The following is a 15,468-nucleotide window of genomic DNA, read 5'->3' as shown; positions in this document are numbered from 1 at the left end:
CTGGATCAAGTTGGTGCGCTACACCGAAGCCGGTTACTTGCCGATCGACAACAATGCGGCCGAGCGGGCCATCCGGCCCTTCGTGATCGGGCGCAAGAACTGGCTGTTCAGCGACACGCCCAAAGGCGCGTTGGCCAGCGCCCAACTTTACAGCTTGGTCGAGACGGCTAAAGCCAACGGCCAAGAGCCCTATGCGTGGCTGCGCCACGCACTTGAGCGCCTGCCACAAGCCTCGAGCGTAGAAGACTTCGAGGCCCTGCTGCCGTGGAGCTGCACGCCGCAAATTCCAAGATAGCCATAGATCCCCACCTTTAAAATGTGGGGTTCATGGAGCGCTTACGAATTAACCGTCGCTTAAGCGAAGCGGGGGACCAAAAAAAGTAAAGCTTTTGGGCGTTTGGTTGACCGAATTGTTAAATTACTCATTTTCCACGGGCAATGTCGATTTGTTGTTGTATATGTGCGTCCAATTGCGCCGCGCTTTCATTAAGCTGTGATCGGATGTCTTCAGACTGATGCATAAAATCGCAGTATCGCTTCAAAGCTTTGTGGTAATCCGTTTCTCTTAACAAGGCCTCGTGACGGGAATGCCAGCTCGGGATGGGGTCCTTCTTTATCGGCCAATCATAATGTTTGGCAATCCAATCTACATATGGGCCAATACATTTTTCTTGGCATCCATTACTTGTCGCGTATTCCTTTGCCTCTTCAGTAAAAGCGAACGGCCATGCCTGAGAATCTATGACGACCTTGTTTCTACTTTTTATTTCCGGTCCGTCAGTTGCCAGAAAGGAAATGGCATCATCTATTGATTCAATTGTCTCTGCCATGTCTGAGGCTAGGTCCCCAACAAGGTTTTCTTCCATAGTGGCTGCAACTTCATCTAGACGGGTATAAACAGATTGAAATATCTCGGCATGTTTGCCATATGTTGTCTTGCCAATGTATTTCATGGTTCGATGAGAGATTTTGTCTGAGCTACCCCATGACCAGGATCTTGGTTCATAAGCTTTCAAAAGACTGCAAGCGCTTCGGAAATAGAATATAGCAAGAGAGTGAAGGATTTTTTCGTGCCTTAGCCCTTTGTGATACGCAGTGTTTCGGAACGAATGCAGGTTCAGAATTGACTCACAAAAAGCAATATTAAAGAGGCCAAGCTTTGCGCTAGCCTTAACTTTGGCATCGAAATTTTGCCCAAGACCCTTTTCGATTATCTTGCGGTCGTGCTTAGGATCGTCTAGAAACCCCCACATTTTGTTCTCGCTCGCTTTTTCTTGAACGTATCTGTGAAGCGTTAACTCAACAACATTATCTATAAGCATGAGCGCGAAACGATCAAAGTTTCGGTCCGAGATAGCAAGTTGATCAAGTGCCAAATCGAGTTGATCTATGTTGTCAGCTAGAAACTGGATCATGAGCAGTAGTCACTTAATGTTAAACTGACCGCCGAACAGAAGCACGGCTCCTGCTCTGTGATTGAGTTGTTATGTATATAAAGTCATTATTTTGCGCGCATCCAGCGTGACCTTTTCAAGTGATATGTCTTTGTGGGCGCGTAAATCTATGTTCCATGTTTCCGTGTTACGCCAGAAGCTACTCTTTCCATCCAGCCGAACAGATAGCTCTTTATTTATGCGTGAAATTAAGAAAGCTGCCCGTGACCAGCGCTCTGCTAGATCCCACTCAACTTCTCGATTTCGTTCCATTCCTTCCGTGCGAGCCTGTAGATAGGTTTGTGTTTTTTCGGAGGCATTTATAACCTCTGTCAACGCGCTAATCGCTTCGCCAGTACGAGCTGCTTTTTTAGATTCTAGGTACGCAACAAATGAAGTTGCTAAGGCAGCTATTGCTATCCAGTCAGATATTTCTACAGCCATGATACGACTCCTTCCATATAACTCTAAATAGGCGCTGATGGCGCGATAATTTTTTCACGGGCTTGATGGGGAACATTCCTTGTCCTCTCATTTACACGTGGATAGGGCGGGCACTGTGACAGTCTGGAGCGCCACTGAAGGCGGTTAGGCTCCACCCCTATAGACGGAAACCTTTTCTGCACTATCCGTTCTTGCATCAGATCAAGCATAGCTCTCATTTGCCATCGCTCCGTCCACCGGCAGCTTCTGGCCGTTTTCGGTCTGTCACGACTAACCGGTTTGGGTTGTTTTTTCCCATTGCAGCGGTGTTTTTCGAGCAGGTTTATCCGCAAGAGAATATCCACGCTGAGATGGATGAGGGCGGGCAAGCGAGCCTGGAGGTTTGCCTATCCACGGCTCAAGCGTTAGATCAGCATTTCTCGGCCATTCCCTAATCGCTTCCAGACTAATAAGGCGGTGAGTCGATAGTAATACCGCGTGGCGTCGGAGTGGTCTTTCAGGTGCTGAGTGAGAAACCAGCGCACATGCTTGCGCTGCCAGGTCCAGGGATTATTGCGTTGCCATCGTTGTTGAATGGCCGCTTGCATGATTCGGGCTTGCCGTAGGTGTCGTTGCTGGGTGGTTTTCGAGCCAGTCAGTACGCCACTCAGGAACAGCGCCATATCGAAGGGCTTGGTCACGCTCGACCTCCAATGTAGGCCGACACCACATCGATCCGGTTGTGCCCGAGCTCATGACTGAGCTGTTGGCGCGCCTGTTGATCCAGGTCGCGGTCAATGCGATAGCAGTGACCACCATTGACCGGGGCGGCGTGGCCCGTGAGCTGTTCATAACGCTCGCAGGCGTAGGCCGCTCGCAGTTCATGGAAACCCTTCAGCCCGTGTTCATGCAGCGTTTCGCGGGCGGGGAGCACGGTCTGTTGCAGGAATGCGGCGTAGCTTTCGTCTCGGGCCAGCAAGTTGCGGCTGCGGGGTGGCGATGCATGACGAGCTAATTGTAGCGCCGCCTTCACCGCTTCATTGGCCACGATCCAACGCGGTGCGGAAGCGCCTGAGCGGCCGCCCTTGGTGCCGTCCTGGATGTTGATGCGGCCTAAGTGTTCGGCTTCGCGGTGCAAGCGTGGCAGGTCAGCCAAGATCGCTTCGCGCAGGCGTATACCGGTTGTTCGGGCCAACAGGACAATCGCGGCCACCCGCTCGTGTTGCTGTTTGCCAAGCGCCTCGAGTACTCGCCGTACCTGTTGGTGGTCTTGGCCATCCGGCGCGCGGGTGCGTACGCTCGAGCGCTTCTGTCCCAACGCCTGACTCGGGCTGGCGATCCTCACGTCCTGATCACCGCGTAGCGCAGCGAGGGTACGGTTGACGCTGCTCAGGCGGTTCTGCGCGGCCGCGATGCAGAGTTCACCTTGCTGGATCTGCTGGCGCAGGTACGCGGCGTAGTCTTGCAGCGTCTGTCGATCGATTTTGCGCGCATCGTTGTAACCGGGGCCGTCCTCTGATCGACACCAACGCACGAATGCTTGCCAGCGATCGCTATGCGCTTTGATCGTGGCAAAGTGGCCGCCGGCAAACAGATCCTTGAGCGCTTGTGGGCCGGCGTAACTCAGCTGGCGACCGTAGCCAAAGTTGCGACCCTCACGCCGACCGACCAGTGCCATTGTCATCACCATTTTCGTTTGTCTGCAGGTAGAGCAGCAGGGCTTTCCAGTGGGGGCTGAGCCTGTCCAGCTGCTGCCAGTGTGTCGGGCGGATCAGGAGGGCGTTCTCCTGGTGTTGCAGCAGTGCCCCTTCCTCGCGCAGTTGCTTGATCAGCCGGGCGAGGTTGGCAGGCTCAAAGGGTGGTGTGGCGACAGCGGCGACAGTGGCGACAACCCGCGTCGTTTTTGGCCTGGCGCGAGGCGACAGGGTGGCGACAGCGGCGGCGACACGCTGCGATTCTGGCTGCGGTTGATGTTGCGCTTGGTAGCGGCGCACCGCGTCATTGAGGCGGAACATGACGGACCTCGAAGGTTCTTCCATCGCGGCTGCTCAGCCAGCGATGAGTGATCAGTACGACCAATAAAGAGGCGGTATGGTCAGCGCTCTTGCGGGCAAAACGAGGGCCGTTGCGATTGACGTCGCGAATGCTGAAGTGGGTCCAGCCTTTCTGCACCAGCCAGCGCAGCAGCCGATCCGCCTCTTCGCATCGGCTATTGACCGGCTCCTGTTCGGTCAGGCGCTGGATCTCGGCCAGGTAGTAATCCATCAACGTGGAGGCGCGCTGGATGTGTGCTTCATCCAACTGACTGGCCTCTTCAACCATGGCCAGCACGCCCGCGATGCGCAGCACATTCGCCGCGGCCTTGCCCGCGACAGGCTGGACGCCGGCCAGTTCGCCGAACTCGCCAGACTGGCACTCGATGGTGTTGTGAATATCAATCCAGGCCCGGCGGGCACGGGCAGTCAGTTCCAGCGTGGCAGGATTGAGTGAGCCATCCTGGTGAAGCGACCAAGGCTTTTGCAGCAGGGCGGTCATTCGCTGTTGGTAACGCTGGACTTTGGGGTCTCGGGTCAGGTCGATCGCCTTGTAGAGTCGCTGGCCGGCCAGGCGCTCGGGCCAACTGATTAGGCAACGGCCGAGGATGCCTTGACCATTGATCACCGGGTCTTTGAACAGCTGGTTGGCCAGGTAGGGCTGCAGCATCAGGTGCAGGCTGAGGCGGCGATCATAGGCCCGTAGGCTTTCTCCGGCCATGGAGCGGGCCCGGTCGATCGGGCTGCCATCCCACAGCGTCGACAAGGTGGTGATTGCCTTGAGCAGATTCTCTTTGCTCATGGTGCTGCTGCCCAAGAACTGGCCGCCCTCATCATTGAATAAGCCCATGCTGGGCAAGCCCTGGCACAGGTTTTTGACCAGGGCCTCAATGGTGGGTTCGGCAATGATCAGTCTCGGTGGTACCGGCTCGGACAGCTCACCGCTTTTCGCCTCAGCGTGCTCTCTTGAGATTTTGGGTTTGGCCATGATGCTGGTAGAGGCGCGATAGGCTTTGAGCTTTTCCGCATACTGGGTCCACTGCTGTCGCTCCCAGTCGCGCGCCGCTTTCAGGGCCAGGTGATCCACCGCGCTTTTACGATCCCCCGAGGACGCCACCGTCAATAGGTAAAGGGACAGCGGATAGGTTCGGCCGTCGAGTTGGACATTGGCATGACCCTGGCTCACCAGAGCCGCGCTGGCCAGCACCGATTGTGCAGCCATGGCGCAGGGCACTCCGATCACCTCGGCCAGGCGTTCGACCGCAGCGCCCAACAGATCCCCGAGTACTTCGACTGGGTAGGGCAGTGGTGCCGGCTGGTATTCCAGCAATGGTTGTGGTGGCTCGAATGCTTCGCACAGTGGCATCGCTATTCTCCTGAAATTATTGACTTCGCCCTCACTCATCCCGCCACGGTTGTTGAGTGTTATCAGGGATCAAGGCCCCTGCGACCTGTGAGGTTTTGTCCACTCACGCTGGACTGACGGCTCCTTACGACCGGGAGCTTGGGCATCTCATGATCTGGCCTCCTGAACACTTCCGAAGAAGTGGGCGGGCGGAGGCTGCGCTGGCTGACGAGGCCGGTGCCGCGAGATCCTGAGTTGGGTGAAGGCAGTGATGCGATGACCGGGGCATGCCTGACTGTCAGTCAGGGGCAGTCCATTCCTTGGGCTGCGGCACCATCATCGGCATCGCTGTGGCGAGTGAGCATTCGGTGTTTGTCACGCCGATTGTCACGAGGGGGAAAGCGGCAAAGGCCCGTGCGAGCAGGGCTGCAGCAGTGGTAGGAGCGCCCGTCTCTTTAGGGGGCAAAGAGACGGGCAAAAGGTTGGCGCAAGAAGTGGCCAAGCGGATAAGTTGCTGCAGAGCAGCCAGGAGGGGGCATGAGTTGCCGCAGTGGGCATTCTGGAAGAGTGGGCATCCATCACATCGCTGTGACTGTGCGAGCCGCCGAACGCTAATCGCACTTGGGGGAGAACCACCACAGTCGTGGCGTAGCCTCAAAGGTTCTGGCTACCTGGGTTGGGTGCTGTCAACGACAGCGGTCCTCAGGGCTTGATTTAAGCCCTGTCTGGCTGCAGGTCAATCGCTGTTTTGGATGCGCGTGGCGCCAGTTGAGGCCACCGGACGGTCTTGGAAACCGATGGCTTTGGGTGGTGGCGTAGCCGTTCGTCGGCTTTGTTACGCGAGCCCTCATGGCTGGGAATGCTGAGCCTTCCCAGCCATGAGGGCTTGGCCGGAAAGCGTATTAGCGAACTTGAAAGTGGCGACGGTCGCCAATATTGTCGCCACTTTCTAGCCCAGCTGCGACGCGGGTTGTCGCCGGTGTCGCCGCTGTCGCCAAATCAACCAACGCTCCATCTGGGGAGTCATATCGGTTACCGGTGGCGTCCCGTGAGCGCTCACCGTATTGGCACGACAGTTCGTTCCTGCTCATTGATGGCAGTTACCGACAGACTGCCTGTGGTCGCTTTCTGGATATGCTCACTCCACCAAGCCATCATCGGACGCCGGCGTCGATGTAGTCCGCCCTGTTGTAGGCACTTCGGACTTCGTCTTTGTCGACATGCGCCAGCGCTGATCAAGACCTGCGCTCCAGGTTGGGCTAGCATGGCCAGCATCCTGAAGCGGGTCGGCACGCCTGAATCGTCGACACATCCATTGAGCTTGATGGGCAGTCAGTCGACGGGGTCAGGTTGGTATCCCGTGAAAGGCTTGAAGTCATTCTGCGTGATGGGAAGCATCTTCTCCGGCCGATAGCCCAGGTTGACGAGGATTATCAGGGCCATTGTTCACAGATGGGTTTTCTGCCGAACGCTTCGTAGCAGTTGGCGAGTCTGAGGAGCTTTGGTGAAGCATCTGTTAGCCGCACCACACGGCTATGGCCCAGTTATGCTCCGCCACCTTGAGCTACTAGCAAATATCTAGCGCACATGTGGCTGGCCAAAGTGCGTCATACCTGACGGCCTTACCAGCTAACCGTTACACTGCGTACACCTTGCCAGGCCGGCGCTTTCCCGGTTTGCTCTATTGTCCGAAGCATCGCTTGCGCCGGGCAGTAACCCATTATTCAATTCAGGCAGTTATAGACAGTGATCACAGGCGCTATCAAATCCCAAGTTGACCAGATCTGGAATGCGTTCTGGAGCGGCGGTATTTCCAACCCCATGGAAGTTATCGAGCAGATGACCTATCTGCTGTTTATCAAACGCCTCGACGAGTTGCAGACGGTTAAAGAGCGCAAGGCTGCGCGCACCGGGGAGCCGATTGATAAGCCGATTTTCAGCCCGTACCAGGCGCATTTGCGTTGGGCGGCGTTCAAGGCGCTGGGTGATCCGGCGAGTTTGTATGCGCTGATTGCCGACAAGGTATTCCCTTTTATCAAGTCGCTGGGCGGTGAGGATGGCGAGTCCACCTACGCCGGGCATATGAAGGATGCGCGTTTCACCATTCCCAACCCGGCGCTGCTGGCCAAGGTGGTGGACATGCTCGACGCCATCCCCATGGAAGACCGCGATACCAAGGGCGACCTCTATGAGTACATGCTCGGCAAAATTGCCAGTGCTGGGCAGAACGGTCAGTTCCGCACGCCCCGGCACATCATCAAATTGATGGTTGAGATGATGGCACCCAAGCCGTCGGATATCATTTGCGACCCGGCCTGCGGCACCGCCGGCTTTTTGGTCTCTGCTGCCGAGTACCTTAACACCCACCATAGCCACGAGCTTTACCAGGACGCGGTCAGCGCCAAGCGTTTTAACCACGACACCTTTCACGGTTTCGACTTCGACAGCACCATGCTCCGCGTCGGCTCGATGAACATGCTGCTGCACGGCGTGGAAAACCCAGCGATCGAAAACCGCGACTCCCTCAGCGAAGGCCACGCCAGTGTAGAAGGGCAGTTCAGTTTGATTCTTGCCAACCCGCCGTTTGCCGGCAGCCTGGATTACGAGGCCTGCGCCAAAGACTTGCAGCAAATTGTTAAAACCAAAAAGACCGAGCTATTGTTTCTCGCCCTGTTCCTGCGGCTGATGAAGGCCGGCGGCCGCGCGGCGGTGATCGTCCCGGACGGCGTGCTGTTCGGCTCCAGCAAGGCGCACAAAACCCTGCGCCGTATGCTGGTAGAAGAACATAAGCTGGACGGTATCGTCTCCATGCCGTCGGGCGTGTTCCGCCCCTATGCCGGGGTGTCTACAGCGATTTTGCTGTTTACCAAAACCAACTCCGGTGGCACCGATAACGTCTGGTTTTATCGCATGCAGGCCGACGGCTACTCGCTCGACGACAAGCGCAACGAGTTGGATGCGAGCAAGCACGAGTGCAACAACCTGCCCGACGTTCTCGAACGCTGGCACAAGCGAAATACCAGCGCCGGCCTCGACCGCACCGCGCAAAGCTTTCTGGTGCCCAAGGCCGAGATCGTCGGCAAAGACTACGATCTGTCGATCAACCGCTATAAAAAGGTGGTCTACGAGGAAGTGCAGCACGAAGCGCCGCAGAAAATTCTGGCCGAGCTAAGGGCGCTGGAGGTTGAGATTATGCAGGGGATTGAAGAGCTGGACGGGATGCTGACATGACCAATACAGCACTAAAAAATACGTCTGTGATGAAACGCTTTTCCGATGTCGCACGAATAGTAACGGGGAAAACTCCTGCTACGTCTAACAGGCTGTTCTTTGGCGGTCATATTCCGTTTGTGACCCCAGGAGATCTTGATGGCGAAGATCCTATTGTTGTCACGAAAACGCAGCTGACGGCGGAAGGGGCTGGCGAAGTCAATCAGCTTCCAGAGGGAAGTGTGTTGGTGTCGTGTATCGGATCGCTAGGAAAGATAGGAATCGCCGGAGTTAACGTTTGCACCAATCAGCAAATCAATGCGTTAGTTTTTGATAAAACATTGGTTGAACCACGGTACGGGTATCACTTCTGTAAGACCCTCAGACCCTATTTGGAGGGAATCGCCCCTGCTACTACGCTACCGATAATTAACAAGACACGCTTCTCTGAAATTGAAATGCCGTTGCGGCCACTCCCCGAACAACGCCGTATCGCGTCGATTCTGGACAAGGCCGACGCGCTGCGCGCCAAGCGCCGTGAAACCATCGCCAAGCTCGATCAGCTGCTGCAATCCGTGTTTCTGGAAATGTTCGGCGACCCGGCGACGAATCCGAAGGGTTGGCCTGTTTGTGAGCTAGGCGACTTAATTCATGCGGCACAGGATGGTCCGCATGTAAGTCCTGAATATTCAGAATCTGGAATTCCGTTCCTGTCTACGCGGCATGTCCGAGCCGGCTCTATCCGATGGGAAGATCTCAAATACCTCTCTCAGACCGAAGCAGAAATACAGTGGAGAAAATGCCGTCCTGAGCGAGGAGATATTCTGTATACGAAGGGCGGCACAACCGGATTAGCCGCTACAGTCGAGACTGATGAGCCATTTGCTGTCTGGGTTCACGTCGCACTGCTAAAGACCAATTTCAATAGGACTCACCCGAAGTGGCTAACCGCAATGCTCAATTCAAAATACTGTTTTGAGCAGTCTCAGCGTTATACGCATGGCATAGCCAATCGCGACCTTGGATTAAAGCGGATGGTAAAAATAAAGATGTACCTACCTCCACTTGAGATGCAGCGTCGATTCGCAGAGTTTTCGCAGCATCTTGCGAGGGAAAACGAACAGCTTATACAAAGTGCTGAAACCTTGGATAAGCTATTTAGTTCTTTTCAAAACAGAGCATTTACAGGCTGTCTCTAAACTACGAAGTAGCGGGGAAATCCCACCATGAAACCAGTGCCCCAAGCACGCCAAGGAACAGGCAACCCCTATGGCTCAATTCTTCCCCGCTCGCACCAACTGCCGCTTCGATACACCAGGCGACCCCGAGAGCAATTCGCTGCTGGTGCTGTTTGACGACGCGCAGTCCATCTACCGCAGCAAGCGCGGTAAAGCGGCATGGATTTCAGCTTCCCCAGTCGGCATTCAGGCCCAGGACCGCACCACCATCCTGCGCCTGGATTACTGCAATACCGAGGAAGTGTTGTCGGTGGCACAGACGTTTGCCGTCGAGCTGCTAACCGCTCGCGATGCCGCTAAGGATGGCGTGCCAATTGTCGCGCACAAAGCGCAGGCCGAGGGACGCGTTCCCCGAGCTGCTACGTTGTTGGTCCGATTGGCAGGAATACAACTGTATCGTCGAGCGTATGCGCGACGAGCAAGGTCAGGACCGCGCGTTGGATGACATGGCGGTGACCTATCGTAGCACCGCCCAGGCCCAACGTATCGAGCGGACTTTGAGTGGGGCTGGCATCGTCTTCGCCTCCGGCGTGTCGGCCAAGGGTCGTGGCACGTTGTATGGCAGTGAGGATGTAGCCAAGATCGTCAGCATGCATTCGAGCAAAGGCCTGGAATTTGGCCTCGTGCTGATTCCCAGTCTGGGTGACGTGCCTGAAAAGGGCGAAGACGAGGCCGACGAGGCGCGCCTGCTGTATGTGGCCATAACCCGCGTGATCGATCGGTTGGTAATGACCTACCGCGAACCTTCCAGCTTTACCCGCAAAATTCAGGACTCAATCTGCAGCGTGCGCCAGCACCTGGACGAGATGGACTCACAGAAGGTAGCCGGTTGATATGAGCAACTTTGAATTTCTTATCCCCGAATTTAAAACAATTTTTGAGCCGGCCAAGGGCGCGGAACTACTGGTGTATTCTGACCCCCGTGCCTGTTGCATGCGTACCCGGCATGCTCTGGAGCAGACGGTGCATTGGCTCTACGAGCATGACCGCGACCTGCGCATGCCTTACGACAACGGCCTTAATTTACTGTTAACTCAGGTCGAGTTTGTACGTCTGCTGCCGCCGCAAATCCATCAGAAGGCGCGCTTGATTCAGAAGTTCGGCAATCAGGCGGTGCACTCCAATCAACCGATTGGCTACAGCGATGCGATGAAGCTGGTGCGCGAGCTGTTTCATCTGCTGTTCTGGCTGGCGCGCACCTATACCCGCGCCAGCGACCCAAAGAGCATCGACGCCGCGTTTGACGAAAAACGTGTGCCGCAGTTGGTCAGCGTTAGCGAGGCGGCAGCCTTTACTCGTGCGGAACTGAAAAAGCAGGAAGCCAAATTCCAGCAACAGATTGCGGCCCAGCACGGCACCCTTGAAGCCCGCGAGGCGGCGATTGCAGAGCAAGCCGCAAGCCTAGGCGAACGCGAGTCGCTGCTGGCGCGACTGGATGCCGAACTGGTTGCCACCCGTGCGGCGCTGGCTCAGGCGAAGGCGACCAATATCGCAGTGCCAGATAACCATGATTACGACGAGGCCGACACCCGCCGTTTGTTTATCGATGTGCTGCTGCGCGAGGCCGGTTGGGAATTGGGCAAAAACTCTGACGCCGAAGTGCCAGTCATCGGCATGCCCAACGTGCAAGGCGAAGGTTTTGTCGATTACGTGCTGTGGGGTTCCAACGGCAAACCGTTGGCAGTGGTGGAAGCCAAGCGCAGCCTGAAAGACCCGGACGTGGGGCAGCAGCAAGCCAAGTTGTACGCCGATTGCCTCGAGGCCGAGAAGGGCCAGCGGCCGCTGATTTTCTACAGCAACGGTAATCACACCTGGCTGTGGGACGACTGCTGTGCGCCGCCACGCGAAGTACAGGGTTTTTACACTCGCGATGAACTGGAATTGGCAATTCAGCGGCGCAGCCTGCAAACCGATTTGCGCGAACTGCCGATCAATAGCGAGATTGTTGAGCGGGCGTATCAACACCGGGCAATTCGTGCGATGACCGAATCACTGAGTCAGGGCCGCCGCGCCGGTTTGCTGACCATGGCCACCGGCACTGGCAAGACGCGAATGTCGATTGCCCTGATCGAGCTGCTGATGCGGGGCAACTGGGTCAAGCGCGTGCTGTTTCTGGCTGACCGGGTAGCCCTGGTAAAACAAGCCGCACATGCCTTTAAGGAGTTCCTGCCGGACTCCAGTCCGGTAAATCTGGTCACCGACAAGAACGGCCGGGGCCGGGTGTATCTTTGTACCTATCCGACCATGATGGGTTTGATCGAGCAGATGGAGGGTGACCGTCGCAAGTACGGCGTTGGCCACTTTGACCTGATCGTGATCGACGAGGCGCACCGCAGCGTGTACCAGAAGTACGGCGCGATTTTCCGTTACTTCGACAGTTATCTAGTGGGCCTGACCGCCACCCCGCGTGACGAAGTGGATCGCGATACCTATCACCTGTTCGGCCTGGAAACTGGCGTACCGACCGATGCATACAGTCTGAATGAGGCCGTGGATGACGGTTATCTGGTGCCACCCAAGGCGTATTCGGTGCCGATCAAGTTTGTCCGCGAAGGCATCCGTTACGATCAGCTCAGCGATGATGAGAAAGAGCACTGGGAGTCGCTGGATTGGGGCGATTACAGTGCCGAAGGTGATGCACCTACCGAGGTGTTGGCGTCTGAGGTCAACAAGCAGCTGTTTAACGAGCCAACCGTTGACCTGATGCTCAAGCACTTGATGCAAAACGGTCTGACGGTGGAGGGCGGCGACAAGCTTGGCAAGACCATTATTTTTGCGGTTAACCAGAAACACGCCGAATTTATCGCCCGGCGCTTCAATCACCATTACCCGCACTTTAATGGCGAGTTTGCGCGAGTTATTACCCATTCGGTGAGTTATGCGCAGACCCTGATTGATGACTTCAGCAGTAAGCTCAATAAGCTGCCGCAGATCGCCATTTCGGTGGACATGCTCGACACCGGCATCGATGTACCACAGGTTTTGAATTTGGTGTTCTTTAAGGCCGTGCGCTCAAAGGTGAAGTTTTTGCAAATGATCGGCCGCGGCACGCGCCTGTGCCTGGACCTTTTTGCGCCGGGCGTGCACAAGAGTGAGTTCGCCATCTTCGACTTCTGCACCAACTTCGAATACTTCAACGAAAATCCCAAGGGCGCACTGGGCGGTATGGCCGAGCCTTTGGGCAAGCGGTTGTTCAAGGCGCGACTGGATCTACTGTCGTTGTTGGCTCCGAAGGACGTTAGCGGGCCTGGTGATCTGGCGGAGCCTCGAGGTCACTACGATACCTTTGTCGAGCTGCGTACGGGGTTGACCAACGAGCTGCACGACGAAGTCGCAGCGATGAATAAAGACAACTTCATCGTGCGTACTGAACTTGAGCACGTAACCCGCTTTGCCGAGCGTGAGGTTTGGAATGTGTTGGATGAAGCGGCGTTGGGTGATCTGCGTAGTCATGTCGCCGGTCTTCCGAGTGAGCGCGCTCCTGAGCACATCACCGCCAAGTTGTTCGATCTGCTATGCCTGAATTTGCAGTTGGCATTACTGCGCTCAACCAGCGACTTTGTGACCTATCGCGGTAAGGTGGTCGAGCTGGCCAGCCAGTTAGAAGTGATGGACAGCATTCCGGCAGTGCGTGCTGAACTTGCGTTGCTTCAGGACGTGCAAACCGACGAGTATTGGCAGGACATCCGCTTGCCGATGCTTGAGCAACTGCGGCGCAAGATGCGCGAGCTGACCAAGTTTATCGAGCGCCGCCCGAGCAACCCCGTTTATAGCGTGCTGAGCGACGAGATTGGCGAAGCGACGGTGGTCAATCTGAAAGATTTCAATACCGGCATCAACTTGGAGCAGTACAAGAAAAAGGTCGAAGCCTATATCCGTGGCAACGAGAACCATGTGGCCATCGCTAAGCTCAAATTCAACCGGGCGCTGACTCCGAGCGATCTGAGCGAGCTGGAGCATTTTGTCTACGAGTCGGAACCGGTTCAAAGTCGCGAGCAGTTCGAACAATGTTACGGCGCTGACCAACCGCTGACCCTGTTGATCCGGTCATTGGTAGGCTTGGATCGTAACGCCGCAAAAGAGGCTTTCGGTCAATTCCTCGACGAAAACCGCTACAGCAGTCAGCAGATTCGTTTTGTTGAAATGATTATCGAGCGCCTCACCCGACAAGGTGTGATGGAGGCGGGTCAACTTTATGAACCGCCTTTTACCGCGCTGCACCATGAGGGATTAGACGGTGCGTTTGGCGACGCGGATGCCAACGCGATCATTTCGGTGATCGCGGCAATCAAACGCAGTGCGGCAGCTTGATGGCGACTGACACAATCATGGGGACTGCCTGGTTTGCACTGGCGTCGTTTGACTAAGAACTTGGCGACAGTCGCTACTTCTGTCGCCATGCTGCACGCCACGGATTACGCGGGTTGTCGCTGCTGTCGCCATCCGGTGAGCGCTCAGCGTATCAGCACGACGTTGCGGTCCCTTGTGTGGTTGATCGCAGATGCCGAGAGGCTGCCGGTGGCCGCCTTCTGGATATGCTCGCTCCACCAAGCCATCATCGGCCGCCGGCGTTCGATATAATCCGCCCGGTTGTAGGCGCTCCGAACTTCGTCCTTGTCGACATGCGCCAGCGCGACCTCAATCAGCTCAGGATCCCACCCATGCTCGTTCAGGATGGTGCTGGCCATGGAGCGCATACCGTGGCTGACCAAGCGGTCCTGGAAGCCCATGCGTTTCAACGCCATGTTGGCGGTTTGGCTGTTGGCGTGGGTGCGCGGATTTCTATCTGCCGGGAACACGTATTCCCTGTGACCGCTGTGGGACTTAAGTGTCTCCAGCAGCGCGAGTGCCTGCTCGGACAAGGGTATGGTGTGCGGCCGACGCTTTTTCATGCGCTCCGGTGGGATGGTCCAGATGCGTTTGTCGAAGTCGATGTCTGCCCATCGAGTGGTGGCCGCCTCGGCAGGGCGGGTCATGGTATGAAGTTGCCATTCGATCAGGCAGCGGGTCGTCCGCTTGATGCTGGCGTTCGCGATTTCCATCATGAGCTCGGGAAGCTCATCAGCTGGTAGCGCGGCCATGTTCTCTTTTTTGGGTTTCTTGAAGACCGCTCGAATGCCGCTGAGAGGGTTGGCAAAGATCATTCCGGAATTGACCCCGTAGGTCATGATCTCGTTAAGGCGTTGGCTTACCCGCTTCACGGTCTCGAGGCTACCTTTGGCCTCAATCGGCCGAAGGAGCTTGATGACCATTGGGGCATTCACTTCTGATAACGGCGTTGATTTCATGCTCGGAAATACATGCAGCGTGAGTGAGCGCCAGATGTCTTCGGCATACGCCGGGGTGACGGAATCCTTCTTCAATTCGAACCACGCGGTGGCTACGTTCTCGAACGTATGTTCCGTTTCCGCTCGTTTGGCTTCCTGCAGTTCATTACGCTGAGCTTTAGGGTCGATGCCCTGTGCAAGCAGCTCTCTGGCCTCAACGGTTTTCTTCCTGGCTTGCGCAAGAGAAACCTCGGGATAGGAGCCGAGTGCCATGTTGATTCGGTTCTTGGTTACTGGATGCCGGTAGTTGAAATTCCACTGCATCGAGCGATTGACCCTGACTCGCAGCTGGAGCCCGTCGCCATCGGTGAGGACGTAATCCTTGTCTTTCGGTTTGACCGCCTTGAGCTGGCGGTCGGAGAGGCGGGTGGTTTGAGCGCACATGAGAAGTACTCCATGACACCTTTTGGTATTCCCAAGATTAGCGCCGGGTAGCCGGGAATACCATTGGGAATACCA

General features: G+C 56.1%; 13 protein-coding genes and 1 pseudogene. 6 read left to right on the top strand and 8 right to left on the bottom strand.

Annotation, left to right across the window (positions count from 1 at the left end):
• On the top strand, positions 1 to 295 hold a 295-nt coding region (locus BMW74_RS22035), incomplete at its 5' end, for a transposase domain-containing protein (RefSeq protein ID WP_139208447.1).
• Positions 296 to 422: 127 nt separating this feature from the next.
• On the opposite strand, the gene BMW74_RS22030 is transcribed toward BMW74_RS22035, so the two are convergent.
• The 7 genes and pseudogenes from BMW74_RS22030 to BMW74_RS25575 form a co-directional block, all read right to left on the bottom strand.
• Complete coding sequence (locus tag BMW74_RS22030) at positions 423 to 1,415, bottom strand: hypothetical protein (protein ID WP_093426250.1); 993 nt, start codon at positions 1,413 to 1,415, stop codon at positions 423 to 425.
• A gap of 69 nt (positions 1,416 to 1,484) precedes the next feature.
• On the bottom strand, positions 1,485 to 1,877 hold the full coding sequence (locus BMW74_RS25045) for a hypothetical protein (RefSeq protein WP_139208448.1): 393 nt from the start codon (positions 1,875 to 1,877) through the stop codon (positions 1,485 to 1,487).
• 404 nt (positions 1,878 to 2,281) lie between these two features.
• Positions 2,282 to 2,557 carry a hypothetical protein gene (locus BMW74_RS22025; RefSeq protein WP_093426249.1) on the bottom strand — a complete coding sequence of 92 codons (276 nt, stop codon included), beginning with the start codon at positions 2,555 to 2,557 and terminating at the stop codon, positions 2,282 to 2,284.
• A complete protein-coding gene (locus tag BMW74_RS22020) occupies positions 2,554 to 3,534 on the bottom strand; it encodes an integrase domain-containing protein (protein ID WP_093426248.1) in 981 nt (326 codons plus the stop codon). The genes BMW74_RS22025 and BMW74_RS22020 overlap by 4 nt, the downstream gene beginning before the upstream one ends.
• Positions 3,512 to 3,871, bottom strand: coding sequence for a hypothetical protein (locus tag BMW74_RS22015; protein WP_093426247.1), 360 nt, complete (start codon positions 3,869 to 3,871; stop codon positions 3,512 to 3,514). Before BMW74_RS22015 ends, BMW74_RS22020 begins: the two co-directional genes overlap by 23 nt.
• Entirely contained in the window at positions 3,855 to 5,255 is a 1,401-nt protein-coding gene (locus tag BMW74_RS22010; protein WP_093426246.1) for a YfjI family protein, read from the bottom strand. Before BMW74_RS22010 ends, BMW74_RS22015 begins: the two co-directional genes overlap by 17 nt.
• Before the next feature lie 1,035 nt (positions 5,256 to 6,290).
• Positions 6,291 to 6,466 (bottom strand): annotated as a pseudogene (locus BMW74_RS25575) (integrase); the annotation flags it as partial.
• Between the two features lie 514 nt (positions 6,467 to 6,980).
• Between BMW74_RS25575 and BMW74_RS21995 the strand changes: the two are divergent.
• The 5 genes from BMW74_RS21995 (at position 6,981) to BMW74_RS21980 (ending at position 13,993) form a co-directional block, all read left to right on the top strand.
• Positions 6,981 to 8,465 carry a type I restriction-modification system subunit M gene (locus BMW74_RS21995; RefSeq protein ID WP_093426245.1) on the top strand — a complete coding sequence of 495 codons (1,485 nt, stop codon included), beginning with the start codon at positions 6,981 to 6,983 and terminating at the stop codon, positions 8,463 to 8,465.
• Complete coding sequence (locus BMW74_RS21990; protein ID WP_093426244.1) at positions 8,462 to 9,643, top strand: restriction endonuclease subunit S; 1,182 nt, start codon at positions 8,462 to 8,464, stop codon at positions 9,641 to 9,643. The genes BMW74_RS21995 and BMW74_RS21990 overlap by 4 nt, the downstream gene beginning before the upstream one ends.
• Positions 9,644 to 9,713: 70 nt before the next feature.
• On the top strand, positions 9,714 to 10,127 hold the full coding sequence (locus tag BMW74_RS25570; protein WP_256562643.1) for a hypothetical protein: 414 nt from the start codon (positions 9,714 to 9,716) through the stop codon (positions 10,125 to 10,127).
• On the top strand, positions 10,090 to 10,515 hold the full coding sequence (locus tag BMW74_RS25565; RefSeq protein ID WP_256562642.1) for a 3'-5' exonuclease: 426 nt from the start codon (positions 10,090 to 10,092) through the stop codon (positions 10,513 to 10,515). The genes BMW74_RS25570 and BMW74_RS25565 overlap by 38 nt, the downstream gene beginning before the upstream one ends.
• A 1-nt stretch (position 10,516) precedes the next feature.
• Positions 10,517 to 13,993: a DEAD/DEAH box helicase family protein gene (locus tag BMW74_RS21980; RefSeq protein ID WP_093426243.1), complete on the top strand. Its 3,477-nt coding sequence runs from the start codon at positions 10,517 to 10,519 to the stop codon at positions 13,991 to 13,993.
• Between the two features lie 143 nt (positions 13,994 to 14,136).
• Here BMW74_RS21980 and BMW74_RS21975 read toward each other — a convergent pair whose 3' ends face one another.
• Complete coding sequence (locus BMW74_RS21975; protein WP_093426242.1) at positions 14,137 to 15,393, bottom strand: integrase domain-containing protein; 1,257 nt, start codon at positions 15,391 to 15,393, stop codon at positions 14,137 to 14,139.
• Positions 15,394 to 15,468 lie beyond the last annotated feature (75 nt).

The organism is Pseudomonas sp. ok272, from assembly GCF_900109995.1.
Classification (GTDB): Bacteria; Pseudomonadota; Gammaproteobacteria; order Pseudomonadales; family Pseudomonadaceae; genus Aquipseudomonas.
Note: the sequence above shows the minus strand (reverse complement) of the source record. Positions and strands in the feature narration are given on the sequence as shown.

Excerpts from the sequence above, each read along its gene's own strand:
- BMW74_RS22030 (WP_093426250.1), bottom strand. The coding sequence starts at position 1,415 with ATGATCCAGTTTCTAGCTGACAACATAGATCAACTCGATTTGGCACTT.
- BMW74_RS25045 (WP_139208448.1), bottom strand. The coding sequence starts at position 1,877 with ATGGCTGTAGAAATATCTGACTGGATAGCAATAGCTGCCTTAGCAACT.
- BMW74_RS22020 (WP_093426248.1), bottom strand. The coding sequence starts at position 3,534 with ATGGCACTGGTCGGTCGGCGTGAGGGTCGCAACTTTGGCTACGGTCGC.
- BMW74_RS22015 (WP_093426247.1), bottom strand. The coding sequence starts at position 3,871 with ATGTTCCGCCTCAATGACGCGGTGCGCCGCTACCAAGCGCAACATCAA.
- BMW74_RS22010 (WP_093426246.1), bottom strand. The coding sequence starts at position 5,255 with ATGCCACTGTGCGAAGCATTCGAGCCACCACAACCATTGCTGGAATAC.
- BMW74_RS21990 (WP_093426244.1), top strand. The coding sequence starts at position 8,462 with ATGACCAATACAGCACTAAAAAATACGTCTGTGATGAAACGCTTTTCC.
- BMW74_RS25570 (WP_256562643.1), top strand. The coding sequence starts at position 9,714 with ATGGCTCAATTCTTCCCCGCTCGCACCAACTGCCGCTTCGATACACCA.
- BMW74_RS25565 (WP_256562642.1), top strand. The coding sequence starts at position 10,090 with ATGCGCGACGAGCAAGGTCAGGACCGCGCGTTGGATGACATGGCGGTG.
- BMW74_RS21980 (WP_093426243.1), top strand. The coding sequence starts at position 10,517 with ATGAGCAACTTTGAATTTCTTATCCCCGAATTTAAAACAATTTTTGAG.
- BMW74_RS21975 (WP_093426242.1), bottom strand. The coding sequence starts at position 15,393 with ATGTGCGCTCAAACCACCCGCCTCTCCGACCGCCAGCTCAAGGCGGTC.